The sequence below is a fragment of the Oceanicaulis sp. genome, from assembly GCF_965284345.1.
Taxonomy (GTDB): Bacteria; Pseudomonadota; Alphaproteobacteria; order Caulobacterales; family Maricaulaceae; genus Oceanicaulis; species Oceanicaulis alexandrii_A.
This window is the reverse complement of the sequence record NZ_OZ260073.1, coordinates 598,246-613,886: the sequence shown is the minus strand read 5'-3', so window position 1 is coordinate 613,886 and position 15,641 is coordinate 598,246. Positions and strand designations below refer to the sequence as shown.

The following is a 15,641-nucleotide window of genomic DNA, read 5'->3' as shown; positions in this document are numbered from 1 at the left end:
GCCGGGGGGACGAGACGCCAGGGCTGACCGGGTTACTGACCCGGCATGATCACGCTGTCGATGACGTGTACGACGCCATTGGACGCGTCCACATCGGCGGCGATCACAGATGCGCCGTCGACCATGACAGAGCCGTCAGCGGCCACGACCACGTTCACGGTGTCGCCCTGCAAGGTGGTCAGGTCATACGTGCCTGGCGCCGTGCCTGCGGCCATGTATTCACCCTGGACCACATGATAGGTCAGGATCGAGGTCAGCTGATCGCGGTTTTCCGGCTGCAACAGCGCGTTGAGCGTGTCAGAGCCCACAGCGGCGAACGCGTCATTGGTCGGGGCGAAGACGGTGAAGGGGCCGTCGCCGGACAGCGCGTCGACCAGCTCGGCGGTCTGCAGCGCAGTCACCAGCGTGGAGAAGCTTTCGTCACCGGTGGCGATCGCCACGATGGAAGGCTGGCTGGCATGGTGATCTTTGGTCACTTTGGGGGCGGAAGCGGCGCCGGCGTCGATCGCCATGGCCGGGGCGGCGAGGGCGGCGCTCAGAGCGGCGGCGGTCAGAGCAGTCAAAGTACGCATGTCTGTCTCCCATAAGGGTGAGGGTCAAACCTGCTGGCGTTTGGCCGACAGGCATTCCAGTCTCGCTGGAACACACATGCTTACGCAGCGCTCGCGGCGCTGGATCAATCTTAACGAATTTTAATGTGATCGAGGCCGGACGACTGGCCAGCAATCCGCACAGGGCGTCGCGCTATGCGCTGTCTTCAGGCGGGAGCGGCGCGAAATACGCATCCAGTCCGCCCCCCAGATCGGCGAGCCATGTGACACCCTCATGGTTTCGAAGGCTGGGGTTTGATTTCAGGGTTTCCGCCGTAATCACTTTCAGCGGCCAGTCGGGGAATAGCGCAGCTTCACCATGCGCAATGTCCAGAATGGAAAATTCCTCGTTGCGCCGATCATCCCAGATGCATTCCAGGATGGAGCGAACCACTTTGGGCGGGCCTTCGAGCGCATGCAGGACGCGTCTGTCATTCATCAAGAAGGCGGAGGTCACGTCCACATCACGATTATGCGCCTCGCTGCTGCTGAGCAATGAGTCGATTTCCGCTACGCCGAGATCGGCGCGCAGCACGCTGCGGTATGCGACTCGGAACACCCAAGTCTCCTGATGGAATCCTTCAAACTTGTTAGGAACTTATGGGAGTTGGCGGGTGAAAAAAGCCGAATTCACCACAGTGAACGCATTTAGTGTAACCATAAGCAGTTTTATGCGTATACATCATGAAAAAAGAATGGGTTAGGCTCCAGCCCCGCCGCCGCCCGGCGTCAAGATTTCAAGGCCCTCGCCCGCTTCGACATCGAGCCTGAACAGCGCATCCAGGTTTTGCCGTGTTCCGTCCTTGCGCAACAAGGCTTGCGCGCCTGCCTCGGCGGGTGATCCGCCGTTCAGGCCGGCCGGGTGCTCGGTCCGTCGGCCGGACAAGAGCGCCGCCTGCATGGGCTCCAGAAACATGATGCGCCGCACCGATCCGTCGCCGCCTTTGAACGCGCCGTCCCCGCCCGATCCCTGACGGACCGAATGTTCCAGCAGGCGCACCGGATAACGCGCTTCCAGCACTTCCGGATCGGTCAGGCGCGAATTGGTCATATGGGTGTGCACCGCGCTGGCCCCGGAAAAACCCGAACCATCCGCGCGATAGCCCGCGCCCGCGCCGCCGCAGATCGTTTCGTAGTATTGTCGGGTTTCGTCGCCGAAGGTGAAGTTGTTCATGCTGCCCTGAGCGCAGGCCATGCGTCCGGTCGCCATGAACAGGGCGTCCACCACCAGCTGGCTGGTCTCCACATTGCCGGCGACAACAGCGGCGGGCGGGACGGGATTGAGCAAGCTGCCTTCAGGCACGATCAGGGTGATGGGTTTCAGGCAGCCCTCATTGAGCGGGATGGCGTCATCCACCAGGCACCGCAGCACATACAGCACGGCTGCTCGGGTGACCGCGCTCGGGGCGTTGAAATTGCTGGGGCGCTGTTCAGATGTGCCGGTGAAGTCGATGATCGCGGTGCGGTCAGACTGATCCACGCTGATCTTCACGCGAATGACTGCGCCGTCTTCAAGCCGCATCTCCGCTTCGCCGTCCGACAAGGCTTCGATCACGCGGCGCACCGCGCGTTCGGCATTGTCCTGCACATGGCCCATATAGGCGCGGACGACCGCTGTGCCGTCGAGATCATTGAGTTTGCGAAGTTCGGCCGCGCCCTTGGAGCAGGCGGCGAGCTGGGCTTTGAGGTCAGCGATATTCTGATCGGGATTGCGGGCGGGATAGGCGCCTGAGGCCAGAACCTCGCGCACAGCCCGTTCGTCGAACCGGCCTTCATTGAGGATCTTGACGCTGTCAAAGATCACGCCTTCCTCATGGATGGTCTTGGAGAAGGGCGGCATGGAGCCCGGTGCAATCCCGCCGATATCGGCATGATGCCCGCGAGAGGCCACATAGAACATGCGTTCGCCGGTCTCGTCGCAGACCGCCTGGATGACCGTCACATCCGGCAAATGGGTGCCGCCATTATAGGGCGCATTGACCGCCACGGCGTCGCCGGGGCCGAGATCAGGATGCGCCTCGACCGCCGCCAATACGCTGGCCGACATGGAGCCCAGATGCACCGGCATATGCGGGGCGTTGGCGACCAGCCCGCCCTCGGCGTCAAACACCGCGCAGGAAAAATCGAGGCGTTCCTTGATGTTGACCGAGTGCGCCGTGCGCTCGAGCACGACGCCCATCTGTTCGGCGATGGACATGAAGCGGCGATTGAACAGCTCCAGCCGGATCGGGTCGAGCGAGATGTCGCCCGCTTGCAACGGGGCTGCGGCCTCGTGGGTCAAAACCAGCATGCCGTCCGCCAGCCGGTCGGCGCGCCAGCCCGGATCGAGCACGATGGTCTGGTTGGCGTCCATGATCAGCGCCGGACCCGCCACACGCGCTTCAGCGCCTAGATCCTCAAGATCAAAGACCGGCACAGTCCGGCTCTCGCCCTGGCTGTGCATCCCGGCTTCGGCTCGCGGGGAGGGCGCAATGTCCTGAGGAGCCAGATCGGCTTCCGCGCGGGGCGCGCCCGCAGGGGCGCCTTCAGCATCAGCGGCGGCGGAATCAAGGATCAGCACGGCGTCATCCGGCGTAAAGCCGAAGAGCTGGCTGTGGGCGGCGTCAAAGGCTGAGCGCATGCTCGCTTCATCCGACCAGGCCACGGGCAGGGCGGTGTCAGAGCCCTGAACCCTTATGCGCACTTCCTTGGCGACTGTGATGTCTCGCGCACTTTGGTCTTTCAGCGATTGAAGCGCTTCGGCTTCCAGGGTGTCCAGCGTGCGCTTTGCGGTTTGAAGACCCTGATCGTCAAAGAGAATTTCAAGACCTGCTTGCCGGGTGTCGCGCAAGGGCGCCAAGCCGATGCCGTACGCCGAGAGAAGGCCCGCCTTGGGGTGGATCAGCGCTGTGCGCATGCCCAACGCTTCCGCGACCTTGCACGCATGCTGGCCGCCTGCGCCGCCAAAAGCGTTCAGCGCATAGCCGCGCGGATCCACGCCCTGCGCGGTCGAGATCTGTTTGATGGCGTCGGCCATGGCTTCGATGGCGACTGACAAAAACCCTTCGGCGGCCGCTTCAGGGCTGTCGAGCCCCATTGTGTCCGCCAGCTTGCCCAAGGCCTTGCGGGCGGCGTTCACATCCAGCGGCTGGTCATGGTTCGGGCCGAACACTTTCGGGAACCAGTCGGGCTGGATGCGGCCCAGCACCACATTGGCGTCCGTCACCGCCGCCGGGCCGCCACGGCCATAACAGGCCGGCCCCGGATCCGCGCCGGCGCTGCGCGGCCCGACCCGGGCGCGTTCGCCGTCAAAATCGAGCACCGAGCCGCCACCGGCCGCCACGGTGTGCACGCTGAGCATGGGCGCGCGCAATTGCCGACCGTCGAGATTCGCCATGTCGGTGCGCGCATAGCTCTCGCCATCATAGCGCGACACGTCGGTGGAGGTGCCGCCCATGTCAAAGCCGATCACCGTGTCATAGCCCGCGGACTTCGCGGTCAGGGCCATGCCCACCACCCCGCCTGCAGGGCCGGACAGGACGGCGTTGCGCGCCTTGAAATGCTTGGCGCTCGACAGGCCGCCGCCTGATTGCATGAAATAGAGCGGGGCGCCTTCCAGGCCTTTATCGACGCGGCCCACATAATCGCGCAGCACCGGCTCGAGATAGGCGTCGATCACCGCGGTCGAAGCGCGCGGAACCAGCTTGATCAAAGGGCTCGCCTCGCTGGATCGGGTGACATGCTCAAAGCCGACCTCCCGGGCCAGCTCGGCGACAGCCTGCTCGTGCGCATCGTTTGCGTGGGCGTTCATGAAGGCGATGGCGACGCTCTCAAAGCCGTCTGCACGCGCGTGCTCCAGCGCAGCCTTGGCGGCGCCGAGATCAAGCGCGGTGACTTCTTCACCCTGCGTTGAGAGCCGTCCCTCCACCTCCACCGTTCGCGCCGGCAGGGGCGCAGGCCGCTTGATGTCGAGCGCGAAAATATCGGGCCGGGTCTGGTCGCCGATGATCAGCAGGTCGCCGAAGCCGCGGGTGACCAGAAACAGGGTTTTCGCGCCGTCCAGCTCCAGAAGGGCGTTGGTGGCCACGGTCGTGCCCATCTTCACCGCCGCCAAAGCGCCTTTCGGCATGGCGTCGCCAGCAGACACGCCCAGCAAACGCCGGACGCCTTCGGTGGCGGCGTCTTCATAGGCGTCTGAGTTTGAGAGGAGTTTGAGCGCCTTGAGATCGCCTTCGGGGGAGCGCCCGATCACATCTGTGAACGTGCCGCCGCGGTCAATCCAGATTTCCCATTCAGCTTGGGCGGCGTCAGATCGGGTCACGCGGTGCTCCTTGGCGGCGAGTGTGTCAGCCTTTTGATATGAACAGCACAGCTTGCCCGGACAGAGCAAGAACGTGGCCGCACACGCGGCCCGCATCCCGGTGCGCGAAATCATGGCGTCAGCGCCCGCTTTTGGGTAATATTTCGCGGATGCAGCGTAGCTTTCAAACTCCATGCAGCCCGACCGGCGCTCCGATACAGGAGGCAGGGGCATGAGCTTTTGGCGCAAACTGGCCGACCTGATCACCGGGCAACGCGATCCGTTTGAGTGCCGGGGCGAGGATTGCCCGCCTGGCCGTGCGGTGGATGACGCGGAATTCGCCATGGCCTTGATCGGGCTGGGCGCGAAGATGGCGAAAGCTGATGGCGTGGTGACGCGCAATGAAGAGCGCGCCTTCCTGCAGGTGTTTCAGGCGCCGCCCGGATTTGAAGCCTCGCTACGCCGCGCTTTTGATCTCGCCAAGCAGACGACCCTGGGCTTTGACGGCTATGCGCGCCGGTTGGCGCGGCGGTTCAAGGACCATCCGGCGGTGCTGGAAGATGTTCTGGACGGCTTGTTTCACATCGCCAAGGCCGATGGACGCGTCACCCCGGACGAAGATGACTTCCTGTCGCGGGTGGCGGATCTGTTCGGCTTCACCGCGCGGGACTATGACCGCATCCGCGTGGCGCATCTGGGCGCGCCTGAAGACGACCCTTATGTGATACTGGGCATCGACCGGGACGCAGATGAGCAGGCGGTGAAGACCGCCTATCGCAAGGTCGCCTCGCAAAACCATCCCGACCGGCTGATCGCGCGCGGCGCGCCGGCCGAGATGCAACGCATCGCTGTGGAGAAGATGGCCGTGATCAATGCGGCTTACGCTGCGATCACCCGCAAGCGTGACGTGAAAGGGCTGGGCGCTCCAGCTGAATGACAATTCTTTCACGCTCGAGGCTCTAGCATTGACCTGAGGCGTTGAACCCCCAAACTATAGACAAGGCGGGGACGACTGACTCACCGTGGAGATATCGTGATGACGCACCAACAGACTTATGATGCCGGCGGCCTGATGAACGGGTTGCGCGCGCTGTTTGCAGGGCTAGCGGCTGTGGCGGTGATTGGTCTGGTTCTGGTGCTGGCGGCGTTTCTCACCATGGCGGCTTTTGTCGTCGCAGGGCTCGCCGCGGTTGGCGCTGCAGGCTATTGGGCGTATCGCAAAGTGGTCAAACGCTCTCGCAAACAGACGGACCGGACTGTGCTCGACGCGCATCGAGGCCCCCATGGCTGGACCGTCGATGGCGAAGACCAGCCGCGCGGCGTCTAGCTTAGGCTGAGGGCGCGCCGCCTGGGCTCGCCGACGCTAACAGTCAGAAATTGATCGTGAGCGACACACTGCTTGCGGGCGAGGGCGGCCTCGCTTAGAGCGGAGCTATGTCACTTCGCCACTTCGCTCTTCTCTTTGGTGTCTGCCTCGTCTGGGGACTGAATTTCGTCGTTGCGAAATGGTCCCTGTCGGGCACGCCGGTTCTGGTGGAGGGCTTTGAGGGCAGTCCGCCCTTCTTTTTCGCCTTCCTGCGCTTTTTCCTGCTCTATGCGGTTCTGGGTCCGTGGCTCAGGCCCGTGCCGCGTCATATGGGCGTGGTGATCGGGGCGGCGCTGACCATGGGCGCGATACAGTTCGCGCTGCTCTTCATCGGGCTGCGGTACGCGTCGCCATCCGCCATCGCCATCGTGGTGCAGCTGGCGGTGCCCTTCACGACGGTTCTGTCCATCATCTTTCTCAAAGAACGGGTGCGCTGGATTCGCGGCAGCGGCATGGCCATCGCCTTCGCCGGCGCGGCGCTGGTGGTGCTCAAGCCGGCCGAGTTTTCTTTCACCGCCGGTCTTCTGGCCGGGGTCGGCGCGGCGTTCGCCGCCGCTGCGGGCTCCATCCTGGTGAAGAAAGCGGACATGTCCGCCATGTCGCTTCAGGCCTGGATCGGACTGATCTCCTGGCCGCCGCTCCTGGCCATGACGCTCTTGTTCGAGCGCGACCAGATCGCCGCGTCGCTCGATGGCGGCTGGCTGTTTGTGGGCTCTCTGGCCTTCACCGTACTGCTGGTGAATATCTTCGGGCACGGTTCTTTCTACTATCTGCTGCGCCGGTACGACGCGTCTTTGATTGCGCCTCTGACCCTGATGGGGCCGCTGATCGGCGTGATCTTGGGCGTGGTTTTGCTGGGTGATCCGGTCACCTGGCAATTGATCGTCGGCGGTGTTCTGGCCTTGGCGGGCGTCGGCGTGGTCGCCGCGCGGCGCGCCAAGACTGTAGGCCCCACAACGCCTATGGGACGCCCGCGCTAGCAGGAGAGACGCATGGACGTGATCAAGCGCCCGTCGCCCAATTTCAATGACCGACGCCTGCCGCTGTCGATGCTGGTCTTGCACTATACCGGCATGGAGAGCGGCGAGGCCGCGATCGAGCGTCTGTGTGATCCAGAGTTCTCTGTGAGCGCGCATTATGTGGTTGAGGAGGATGGCCGCATCGTCCAACTTGTGAGCGAGGACAAGCGCGCGTGGCATGCGGGCAAGGGTGTCTGGCGCGGCTGCAACGAGATCAACTCCGCCTCCATCGGGATCGAGATCGTCAATGGCGGTCATGATTTTGGTCTGCCTGATTTTCCCGACGCCCAGATCGAGGCGGTGCTGACGCTGAGCCAGGGCATTCTGGCGCGTCATTCCATCAAGGCGTGCGATGTGATCGGGCATTCCGATCTGGCGCCGGACCGCAAGCAGGATCCGGGCGAGAAGTTTCCCTGGAAGCGCTTCGCCGAGGCGGGCGTCGGTCTCTGGCCGCAGGCGGTTCCATCCATCCTGCCGCCCTGCGCCCCTGATGATGAGGGAAAAGCCGTCGCAGCAGTGCGAGAGGCGCTTGGCGACATCGGCTATGGCGTCGCGCCGACGGGCGCCTATGACGAAGGGCTGAAAGCTGTCGTTCTGGCGGTCCAGCGACGCTTCCGACCGCAAGCGTTGACAGGCGTTGCGGATGAACAGACTTGCGCCCTGATCGAAGGGCTGCGGCGGAAGGTGACATCTGTCACCTCTAAAACGTGACGCCTGCAACCTGATCGTCGAGCGCGGACGGGGCAATCTGGGGACAGAAAAGCAAAGGAGCTTGTCCCATGTTGTTATCCCTCATCGCCGCTTTGGGCTCAGTCTCTGTGAGCGTCAGCACCCCGACCCCCGAAGGGGATATGTATGTCTCGATCTGCTCGGAGGATACGTTCCTGAGCGGTCGCTGCGAGCATGGCCAGCGCCGCGCCGCCAGCGCCGAGGATGTCTTCGTCTTTGAAGATATTCCCGCTGGCGACTGGGCGATCCAGGTCTGGCGCGACCCTGAGGGCGACGGCGAGATGCGCACCATGGCGTTCGGCATTCCCGCTGAACCTGTGACCATCTCCAATGATCCGCCGATGAATTTCGGCCCGCCCCGTTTCCGCGACGCCGCCGTGACGGTGACAGAGGGCGAGACAGAGATCGCGCTGTCGGTCCGCTAACTCGACGCCCTCGCAATGTCGAAGACTGGCCGTCGCGCTTGACCGCGGCGGCCTTTTTCGTGATGGGATGAGGGATCAGAGGGCCGGGCGGCCGCTGCTGTAAGAGGGGAACCCCTGCAGGAGAGGAAAGTCCGGGCTCCATGGAGGCAAGGCGCCGGGGAAATCCCGGCGGGCCGGTTTTCCGGTTCAGGGACAGCGCCGCAGAAATCAGACCGCCGCGCTTCGGCGCGGTAAGGGTGAAACGGTGGGGTAAGAGCCCACCGCCCCGACCGCAAGGAAGGGGGCACGGCAAGCCCCGCCTGGAGCAAGACCGAATAGGGACCCGCGTTTCGCTTCGGCGAGACAGACGCGCCTCCGCGTCGAGGTCCGGGTAGGTCGCTGGAGGCGTCGTGCAAGCGGCGTCCTAGAGGAATGGTCGCCCCCATTCGTCCTTAATGGGACGGCATGGGACAGAACCCGGCTTATAGGCCCTCTGATCTTGTCTTTCCGAGCGTTAGAGCCGTCAAAGGTTAACGCCTCGCCCAATCTGTTCTCAATCTGTTCTTGTTTTCGGGGTCCGTTTTTCACGGAATTCTTAGTTCTCATGCGGTAAAACGAGGTTCGCAACAGGTTAGGACCATTGTAACCCATGCTTTCCCATGTTATCCCATAGTTAACCCGCCATGATGGGGTGCGGGTGAGTATGGGGCTAAGCCGGTCATGTTCGTCTCCACGACGACCAACGGGATTGATGCGAAAGGGCGGGTGTCTGTACCCGCCGATTTCCGCGCGACCGTGTCCGGCCAGGGCTTTCCCGGCATCTATGTCTGGCGCTCGTTCAACGGCCCCTTCCTGGAAGGCGGCGGGCAGCGCCTGCTCGAAGATTATTCCGACGCCATCGAAGACATGGATCCTTATGATCCGGCCCGCACCGCTTTTGAGCGTGTGATCTTTGGCGGCGCCAAGGCGCTGTCTTTTGACTCCACCGGCCGTGTCTCCCTGCCCAAAGAGCTGATCGACCATGCCGGCCTCGCCAAGCAGGCCGTGTTCATCGGCATGGGCAAGCGCTTTGAGATCTGGGATCCGACCGCCCACGCCGATCAGGCCGAAGACGATCTGGCCTTTGCGCGCGACAACAAATCTGCGCTGCGCCGCCCGTCCCGCCGCCGGGGAGATGAGTCATGAACGACAATTCCCATGTCCCTGTGATGCTGGATGAAGTGCTGACGGCGCTGCAGCCGCGCGATGGCGGTCTGTATGTGGACGGCACTTTTGGCGCAGGCGGTTATACGCGCGGCATTCTGGGCGCGGCGGAGTGCCGGGTGTTGGGGATTGATCGCGATCCGAGCGCGCGTGAAACGGCGGATCTGATGACGACGGCCTACAAAGGCCGCTTCGCCTTCGGCTTCGGCCCGTTCTCGATGATGGAAGACATTATCGAGGCGGCGGGCAGTTCGGGCGTGGACGGCGTGGTGCTTGATCTGGGGGTCAGCTCCATGCAGATCGACCAGGCCGAGCGCGGCTTTTCCTTTCAGAAAGACGGGCCGCTGGACATGCGCATGTCCCAGTCCGGCCCGACGGCGGCGGACGCCGTGAACCATCTTGAAGCCAACGAACTGGCGGCGATCTTCAAGATTTATGGCGAGGAGCGTCATGCGCGCCGCGCCGCCCAGGCGATCATTCGCGCCCGTGAGATCGAGCCGATCACCCGCACGCTGGCGCTGGCGGACATCATCGGCAAGGCGGTCGGCGGCAAGCCGGGCCGCATCCATCCCGCCACGCGTTCGTTCCAGGGGTTGCGCATTTACGTCAATGACGAGCTGGGCGAGCTGGTGCGCGGGCTGCAAGCGGCTGAACAGGTGCTCAAACCCGCCGGGCGCCTGGTGGTGGTGACCTTCCACTCGCTGGAAGACCGCATTGTGAAGACCTTTTTGCGCGAGCGCGGCGGCCTGATGGGCGGCGGCTCGCGCCACCAGCCCGAAATCCAGCCTGAGCGCGAACCGAGCTTTTCGGTGATCAGCAAGAAAGCGCAGGCCGCGTCCGATGTGGAAGCGTTTGAAAACCCGCGCGCGCGTTCCGCCAAACTGCGCGCTGGAATCCGGACTGAAAACCCGGCCTGGCCCCGTGATGAAGAAGGCTTTGCGGGCGTGCCGCCCTATCGCCGTCTTGAGGAGTGTGTTCAATGATCCGCATCGTTGAAATCGTCGGCGTTCTCGTCGCCGCCATCCTGCTCGCCGCGCTGTATGTGGCCAAATCAGGGACCGCCAGCGATTCTGAAAAACTCGCCCAGCTTCAGGCCGAGCTGGCGCGTGAACGCGGGCGGGTCAGCGCGCTCGACGCGGAAATCTCCCATCAGGAAGAGCCTGAGAACCTGCGTCGTCTGGCGCGCGCCTATCTGGGCTTTGAGCCGGTGCGTCCCGAGCAGGAGCTGGCCTTTTCCGAGTTGCCGCGCCTGAGCGCCCAGGACGCGCCTGAAGGCTTGCGCGCGCCGCAACAGGGCGTGGCCACGGCGCGCGTGTCTTACGCCAATCCCGGACAGAACTGATGAAGTTCCTCCGGCGGCTTTCGCGGCGGGTGCGGGTCAAGGATGACCATCGCGCCACCCCGCCCGCGCCGGTGGAGTCGGCCCCGGCGCAGGCCATGCGCCGTGTGCGCATTGAAAACCGCAGCAATCTGGCGGGTCGCCGCCGCTCACGTCTGAGCGTCATCGGTCTGGTGCTGAGCGTCGGCTTCGTCATTTCCGCGGGCCGGGCGGTGGAGATCGCGGTGTTTAATGGCGAGGCCGATGCGCGGTTTGAAGCCGCTGCGGCCCAGATGGCGCCGGTGCGCCGCGCCTCGATCCTGGATCGCGATGGTGAAATCCTCGCCGCCACGCTCGACTTTCATTCGGTTTACGCCGATCCGCTTTATGTCTGGGACGCCGAAGAGGTCGCCCAGCAATTGGCCACGGTCCTGCCTGATCTGGATGTGGAGCGGCTGACCCGCAGGCTGTCCTCCAATTCGCGCTATGTCCCTATTGCAGACGGGCTGAGCCCGCGCGTGCGCCAGGCGATCCACCTTTTGGGGCTGCCGGGCGTGAATTTCCGCGTCGAGCCGGGGCGCATCTATCCCAAACAGCGCGTCGCCGCGCATCTGGTCGGCTATGTGGACGGTCAGATGGAAGGCGTGGCGGGCGCCGAGCGCGCCTTTGAGGCCGAGCTGGCCGAAGGCGGGCGTCCGGTCAGCCTATCCATTGACCTGACCGCGCAATACCGGGTCGAAAGCATTTTGCGCGAACGCATGGCGGCGCATCAGGCGGCGGGCGCGTCGGCGGTTCTGATGCGGGTGGGCACCGGCGAGATCATCGCCATGGCTTCCTTGCCTGATTACGATCCCAACCGGTTCGCCGAAGCGACTGCGCCGGGCTCTGATATCGATCCGCTGTTCAATCAGGCGGTGCAGGGCGTTTACGAGCTGGGGTCCGTGTTCAAGCCATTGTCCCTCGCCGCCGGTCTCGAAGCGGGCAGCGTGCATATGGACGATGTCTTTGACGCCACCACGCCTGTGCAGATCGGCGGTCACGCCATCCATGATTATCGCGGCGAGAACCGTCCGCTGACCGCGCGGGAAATGGTGCTCTATTCCTCCAATATCGCCTCTGCGCGCATGGCCGATCTGATCGGCGCGGACGATCTGACGGGTTTTTATTCCGATCTGCGCCTGTTTGAAGCGCCGCCCGTGGAGCTGCTGGAAGCGGCGGGACCGAGCCTGCCGCGCCGCTGGGGCCGCATCCAGACCATGACCGCGTCTTACGGGCACGGCTTTCAGGTCAGCCCGCTGGCGCTGGCGGCGGCGTATTCCGCGCTGGCCAATGGCGGCGTCTACACTCCGCCCACACTGCGCCCCGTCGCGCCGGGCGAGACGGTGGCGGGCGTGCCTGTGATGAGCTCCAGCGTCGCCGCCCAGGTGCTGGGCGTGATGCGCGAGTTTGTGGCGCGCTCCCAGACCGGGACGGCGGATGTGGAAGGATTGGCCGTGGCGGGCAAGACCGGTACGGCGGAACGGGTCGTCGGCGGTCAGTATGTGGAAGGCAGCACCTTCAACAGCTTTGTCGCCGTATTTCCCTTTGATGATCCGCAATATGTGCTGACGGTCTCAATGGACCGCCCCCAGCCGACGGCGGAAACCCACGGGTTTTCCACCGCGGGCTGGACGGCCATGCCGGCGGCGGGCGAAATCATCCGTGCGCTGGCCGGTGTTCTGGACATCGATCGTCATGACGCTGATCCTGAGGCGCAAGTCTCGGTGGTCGCTGAACTGTTCGCGCCCCGTCCGCGTATCGTGGCCCCGTCCGAGGAACCGGTCGCACTGGAAGACGCCCTGCTTGAGGACCCGCAATGATCCGTACACTTGCTGATTTGCTGCCCGAGAGCCTGAGCGCCCCGACGGGGGCGGACGGCCTTGAAATCAGGGGATTGGCGCTCGACAGCCGCAAGGTGAAGCCCGGTGACCTGTTCGCGGCGTTGCCCGGCGTGAAGGTCAACGGAACCCAATTCATTCCTATGGCGATCGAGAAGGGCGCAGTGTGCGTGCTCGCGCCTCAAGGGACGCAGGCCTCTGTCCCGGTCATCGAGGCGGAAGATCCGGCGGGCGCCCTGTCGGCGATTGCTGCACACTTCTATCCGCGTCAGCCTGCGACCATTGCGGCGGTGACTGGCACCAATGGCAAAAGCTCGACCGTTGAGTTCCTGCGCCAGATCTGGGCGGCGTCGGGTCTTGAAGCGGCGGCGCTGGGAACTCTTGGTGTGACCCGCGCCTCAGGCCGGACGGATGTGGGCTATACGACGCCCGACGCGATCGCGCTTCACGAAAGCCTGGACAAGCTGACCGAGGAAGGCGTCACCCATCTGGCGATGGAAGCGTCTTCGCACGGGCTGAAACAGCGCCGCATGGACGGCGCGCGCCTGGCGCTGGTGGGGTTCACCAACCTCACTCAGGACCATCTCGATTATCACCCCGACTTTGAGGACTATTTCACCTCCAAGATGCGGCTGTTCTCAACACTGGCGCCCATGGGCGCGCCGGCGGTGATCAATATGGATTCAGACTGGTCCGCACGTGTGGCGCAGGCGGCCCAATCCGCAGGGCTGAGCCCGGTCGAGATCGGCTGGCGCGGCCGGGACCTGACCGTGCATGAAATCACGCCGCACCCCGCCAGCCAGCATGTGCGCTTCAGCTGGAAAGGCGAGGAGCGCGAGGTTGACCTGCCGCTGATCGGCGAGTTTCAGGCCGCCAATGCGCTGGGCGCGGCGGCTCTGGCCATCGCCAGCGGCGTGCAGCCCGATCAGGCGTTTGACGCCATGGGCGCCTTGCAGGGCGTCGCCGGGCGTTTGCAAACGGTCGGGACCACCATGGACGGCGCGCCGGTGCTGCTCGATTACGCGCACACGCCCGACGGGCTGGATAAATTGCTGCGCGCGGCCCGGCCGCATACCCAGGGCCGGATCGTTTTAGTGTTTGGCGCGGGCGGAGACCGGGACGCCACCAAGCGCGCGCCCATGGGCGAGATCGCGGCGCGGCTGGCCGACATCGCCATCGTGACCGATGACAATCCGCGCACCGAAGACCCCGCCAGCATTCGCAAGGCGATCATGGCCGCCTGTCCCGATGCGCAGGAAATCCCTGATCGCGAAGCCGCGATTCGCGCCGGGATCGAGCAGCTGAAAAAGGGCGATGTCTTGCTGATCGCCGGCAAAGGCCATGAGACGGGCCAGATTTTGGCTGATCGCGTCATCCCGTTTGACGAGACCAAGATCGTATCCTCCATCCTGCAGCAGCGGGGAGGCACGGCATGAGCACGCCGCTCTGGACCGCCAAGCAAGCCGCGGAGGCGTCCGGCGGACGCCTGACCGAGGGCGGCTGGACAGCGACCGGCGTCTCCATTGATACGCGTACGCTGCAGCCCGGCGATCTGTTCGTCGCTCTGACGGATCGCCGAGACGGCCATGACTTTGCACAGACCGCGCTCGACAAGGGCGCGGCGGCGGTGCTCGTTTCGCGCCCTGAGGTCTGCTCAGGCCCGCGGCTGGTGGTCAGCGATGTGCTGGACGGTCTGGTCAAGCTGGGCGAGGGCGCGCGGCGCCGTTCGGACGCTGTGCGCGTGGGCGTAACAGGCTCGGTCGGCAAGACCAGCGTCAAGGAGGCGTTGGCCGCGGTCTTTCGCAAGGCGGGACCGGCGCACTGGTCTGAGAAGAGCTATAACAATCATTGGGGCGTGCCGCTGACCCTGTCGCGCATGCCCGAAGCGACCCGGCACGCCGTGTTTGAAATGGGCATGAACCATAAGGGCGAGATTTCGACCCTGACCCAGATGGTGCGTCCGCATGTAGCGATGATCACCAAGATCGCGCCCGCTCACCTTGAGAATCTGGGCTCCATGGAAGCCATCGCCGACGCCAAGGCCGAGATCTTTGAAGGGCTTGAAGCGGATGGCGTGGCGGTGATCCCGGCCGATGACGAGTTCGCGCCGCGCCTGATGCAGGCGGTGCAGGGCTCGGGCGCCGGATTCATGCTTGATTTCGGTCTTACTCCGGGCGCCGCGGTGCGCATTCTGTCCTATGACGAAGGACCGGATGGAGGCGTGGGCCGTATGGATGTGATGGGCAAGCCGATGGATTTCCGCCTGCGTTTGCCCGGAGCGCACCAGGCGGTGAACGCAGCGGGCGTGGTGGCGGCGGCCTTGGGCGCCGGCGTCGATCCGGATCTGGCGCTGGATGCGCTGTCTGAGCTCAAACCGACCGCCGGACGCGGCGTCGCCTTCTTTGCTCAGCTTTCAAAAGGCCGCGTCGTCGAAGTGGTGGATGAAAGCTATAACGCCAACCCCGCCTCCATGCGCGCGGCGTTCAGCGCGCTCAAGCTGCGCAAACCGCACGGCCAGGGCCGCAAGCTGGCCGTGATTGGCGAGATGCTGGAGCTGGGCCCGGACAGCCATGCCCTGCACGCCAGCCTGGCCGAACCGCTGGTCGAAGCGGGGGTGGATCAGGTCATCGGGGTGGGCGAGGGCGCCCGCGCCTTGATGGACGCCTTGCCGCCGGCGCTGCGCGCGCACTGGTGCGAGAGCGCCGACACTGTGGTTGAAAGCGTGACCGAACTGGCGCGGGATGGGGATGTGGTCCTTGTTAAGGGATCAAATGCATCTGGCGTTCATAAACTTGTGTCTTCCTTGCGCGACAAAGCCGCGTCCGCCACCGCCTCCGCCTAAAAGGCCCATTCGAC

At 64.4% G+C, this 15,641-nt stretch carries 14 protein-coding genes and 1 other RNA gene; 12 read left to right on the top strand and 3 right to left on the bottom strand.

All coding sequences use genetic code 11. From position 1 onward, the window contains the following. Nucleotides 1-32 precede the first annotated feature (32 nt). The 3 genes from ACQ66J_RS03115 to ACQ66J_RS03105 all read right to left on the bottom strand — a co-directional run bounded on the left by ACQ66J_RS03115 (nt 33) and on the right by ACQ66J_RS03105 (nt 4,890). A complete protein-coding gene (locus ACQ66J_RS03115) occupies nt 33-572 on the bottom strand; it encodes a fasciclin domain-containing protein (protein WP_375548532.1) in 540 nt (179 codons plus the stop codon). 172 nt (nt 573-744) lie between these two features. Beyond that, the gene (locus tag ACQ66J_RS03110) at nt 745-1,149 is read right to left on the bottom strand and encodes a BLUF domain-containing protein (RefSeq protein WP_375548533.1); all 405 of its coding nucleotides are present in this window, start codon (nt 1,147-1,149) and stop codon (nt 745-747) included. 141 nt (nt 1,150-1,290) lie between these two features. Further along, nucleotides 1,291-4,890: a hydantoinase B/oxoprolinase family protein gene (locus tag ACQ66J_RS03105; protein ID WP_430430443.1), complete on the bottom strand. Its 3,600-nt coding sequence runs from the start codon at nt 4,888-4,890 to the stop codon at nt 1,291-1,293. Between the two features lie 211 nt (nt 4,891-5,101). Between ACQ66J_RS03105 and ACQ66J_RS03100 the strand changes: the two genes are divergently transcribed. The 12 genes from ACQ66J_RS03100 to ACQ66J_RS03045 all read left to right on the top strand — a co-directional run bounded on the left by ACQ66J_RS03100 (nt 5,102) and on the right by ACQ66J_RS03045 (nt 15,627). Continuing rightward, nucleotides 5,102-5,806, top strand: a complete 705-nt coding sequence (locus ACQ66J_RS03100) for a TerB family tellurite resistance protein (RefSeq protein ID WP_430430442.1) — start codon at nt 5,102-5,104, stop codon at nt 5,804-5,806. Between the two features lie 99 nt (nt 5,807-5,905). Further along, entirely contained in the window at nt 5,906-6,196 is a 291-nt protein-coding gene (locus ACQ66J_RS03095; protein ID WP_375548536.1) for a hypothetical protein, read from the top strand. A gap of 107 nt (nt 6,197-6,303) precedes the next feature. Then, nucleotides 6,304-7,215 (top strand): DMT family transporter, encoded by a 912-nt coding sequence (locus ACQ66J_RS03090; RefSeq protein WP_375548537.1) that lies wholly within the window; start codon nt 6,304-6,306, stop codon nt 7,213-7,215. Between the two features lie 12 nt (nt 7,216-7,227). Then, nucleotides 7,228-7,965 carry an N-acetylmuramoyl-L-alanine amidase gene (locus ACQ66J_RS03085; protein ID WP_430430441.1) on the top strand — a complete coding sequence of 246 codons (738 nt, stop codon included), beginning with the start codon at nt 7,228-7,230 and terminating at the stop codon, nt 7,963-7,965. Nucleotides 7,966-8,033: 68 nt separating this feature from the next. Continuing rightward, nucleotides 8,034-8,408 carry a DUF2141 domain-containing protein gene (locus ACQ66J_RS03080; RefSeq protein ID WP_375548539.1) on the top strand — a complete coding sequence of 125 codons (375 nt, stop codon included), beginning with the start codon at nt 8,034-8,036 and terminating at the stop codon, nt 8,406-8,408. A gap of 75 nt (nt 8,409-8,483) precedes the next feature. Then, nucleotides 8,484-8,888: RNase P RNA component class A (gene rnpB / locus ACQ66J_RS03075), an RNA gene on the top strand. Nucleotides 8,889-9,107: 219 nt separating this feature from the next. Next, nucleotides 9,108-9,572 (top strand): division/cell wall cluster transcriptional repressor MraZ, encoded by a 465-nt coding sequence (locus ACQ66J_RS03070; RefSeq protein WP_028284499.1) that lies wholly within the window; start codon nt 9,108-9,110, stop codon nt 9,570-9,572. Further along, the gene (gene rsmH, locus ACQ66J_RS03065; protein ID WP_430430440.1) at nt 9,569-10,573 is read left to right on the top strand and encodes a 16S rRNA (cytosine(1402)-N(4))-methyltransferase RsmH; all 1,005 of its coding nucleotides are present in this window, start codon (nt 9,569-9,571) and stop codon (nt 10,571-10,573) included. Before ACQ66J_RS03070 ends, rsmH begins: the two co-directional genes overlap by 4 nt. Next, entirely contained in the window at nt 10,570-10,932 is a 363-nt protein-coding gene (gene ftsL, locus ACQ66J_RS03060) for a cell division protein FtsL (protein ID WP_375548542.1), read from the top strand. The genes rsmH and ftsL overlap by 4 nt, the downstream gene beginning before the upstream one ends. Continuing rightward, nucleotides 10,932-12,767 (top strand): peptidoglycan D,D-transpeptidase FtsI family protein, encoded by a 1,836-nt coding sequence (locus tag ACQ66J_RS03055; protein WP_430430439.1) that lies wholly within the window; start codon nt 10,932-10,934, stop codon nt 12,765-12,767. Before ftsL ends, ACQ66J_RS03055 begins: the two co-directional genes overlap by 1 nt. Continuing rightward, nucleotides 12,764-14,221, top strand: coding sequence for a UDP-N-acetylmuramoyl-L-alanyl-D-glutamate--2,6-diaminopimelate ligase (locus ACQ66J_RS03050; protein ID WP_430430438.1), 1,458 nt, complete (start codon nt 12,764-12,766; stop codon nt 14,219-14,221). The genes ACQ66J_RS03055 and ACQ66J_RS03050 overlap by 4 nt, the downstream gene beginning before the upstream one ends. After that, nucleotides 14,218-15,627: a UDP-N-acetylmuramoyl-tripeptide--D-alanyl-D-alanine ligase gene (locus ACQ66J_RS03045; protein WP_430430437.1), complete on the top strand. Its 1,410-nt coding sequence runs from the start codon at nt 14,218-14,220 to the stop codon at nt 15,625-15,627. Before ACQ66J_RS03050 ends, ACQ66J_RS03045 begins: the two co-directional genes overlap by 4 nt. The last annotated feature ends 14 nt before the right edge of the window (nt 15,628-15,641 follow it).

Bases quoted from the DNA above. Each gene is read 5' to 3' on its own strand.
- ACQ66J_RS03070 (WP_028284499.1), top strand. From the start codon at position 9,108: ATGTTCGTCTCCACGACGACCAACGGGATTGATGCGAAAGGGCGGGTG.
- ACQ66J_RS03095 (WP_375548536.1), top strand. From the start codon at position 5,906: ATGACGCACCAACAGACTTATGATGCCGGCGGCCTGATGAACGGGTTG.
- ACQ66J_RS03115 (WP_375548532.1), bottom strand. From the start codon at position 572: ATGCGTACTTTGACTGCTCTGACCGCCGCCGCTCTGAGCGCCGCCCTC.
- ACQ66J_RS03090 (WP_375548537.1), top strand. From the start codon at position 6,304: ATGTCACTTCGCCACTTCGCTCTTCTCTTTGGTGTCTGCCTCGTCTGG.
- rsmH (WP_430430440.1), top strand. From the start codon at position 9,569: ATGAACGACAATTCCCATGTCCCTGTGATGCTGGATGAAGTGCTGACG.
- ACQ66J_RS03055 (WP_430430439.1), top strand. From the start codon at position 10,932: ATGAAGTTCCTCCGGCGGCTTTCGCGGCGGGTGCGGGTCAAGGATGAC.
- ACQ66J_RS03085 (WP_430430441.1), top strand. From the start codon at position 7,228: ATGGACGTGATCAAGCGCCCGTCGCCCAATTTCAATGACCGACGCCTG.
- ACQ66J_RS03100 (WP_430430442.1), top strand. From the start codon at position 5,102: ATGAGCTTTTGGCGCAAACTGGCCGACCTGATCACCGGGCAACGCGAT.
- ACQ66J_RS03050 (WP_430430438.1), top strand. From the start codon at position 12,764: ATGATCCGTACACTTGCTGATTTGCTGCCCGAGAGCCTGAGCGCCCCG.
- ftsL (WP_375548542.1), top strand. From the start codon at position 10,570: ATGATCCGCATCGTTGAAATCGTCGGCGTTCTCGTCGCCGCCATCCTG.
- ACQ66J_RS03080 (WP_375548539.1), top strand. From the start codon at position 8,034: ATGTTGTTATCCCTCATCGCCGCTTTGGGCTCAGTCTCTGTGAGCGTC.
- ACQ66J_RS03045 (WP_430430437.1), top strand. From the start codon at position 14,218: ATGAGCACGCCGCTCTGGACCGCCAAGCAAGCCGCGGAGGCGTCCGGC.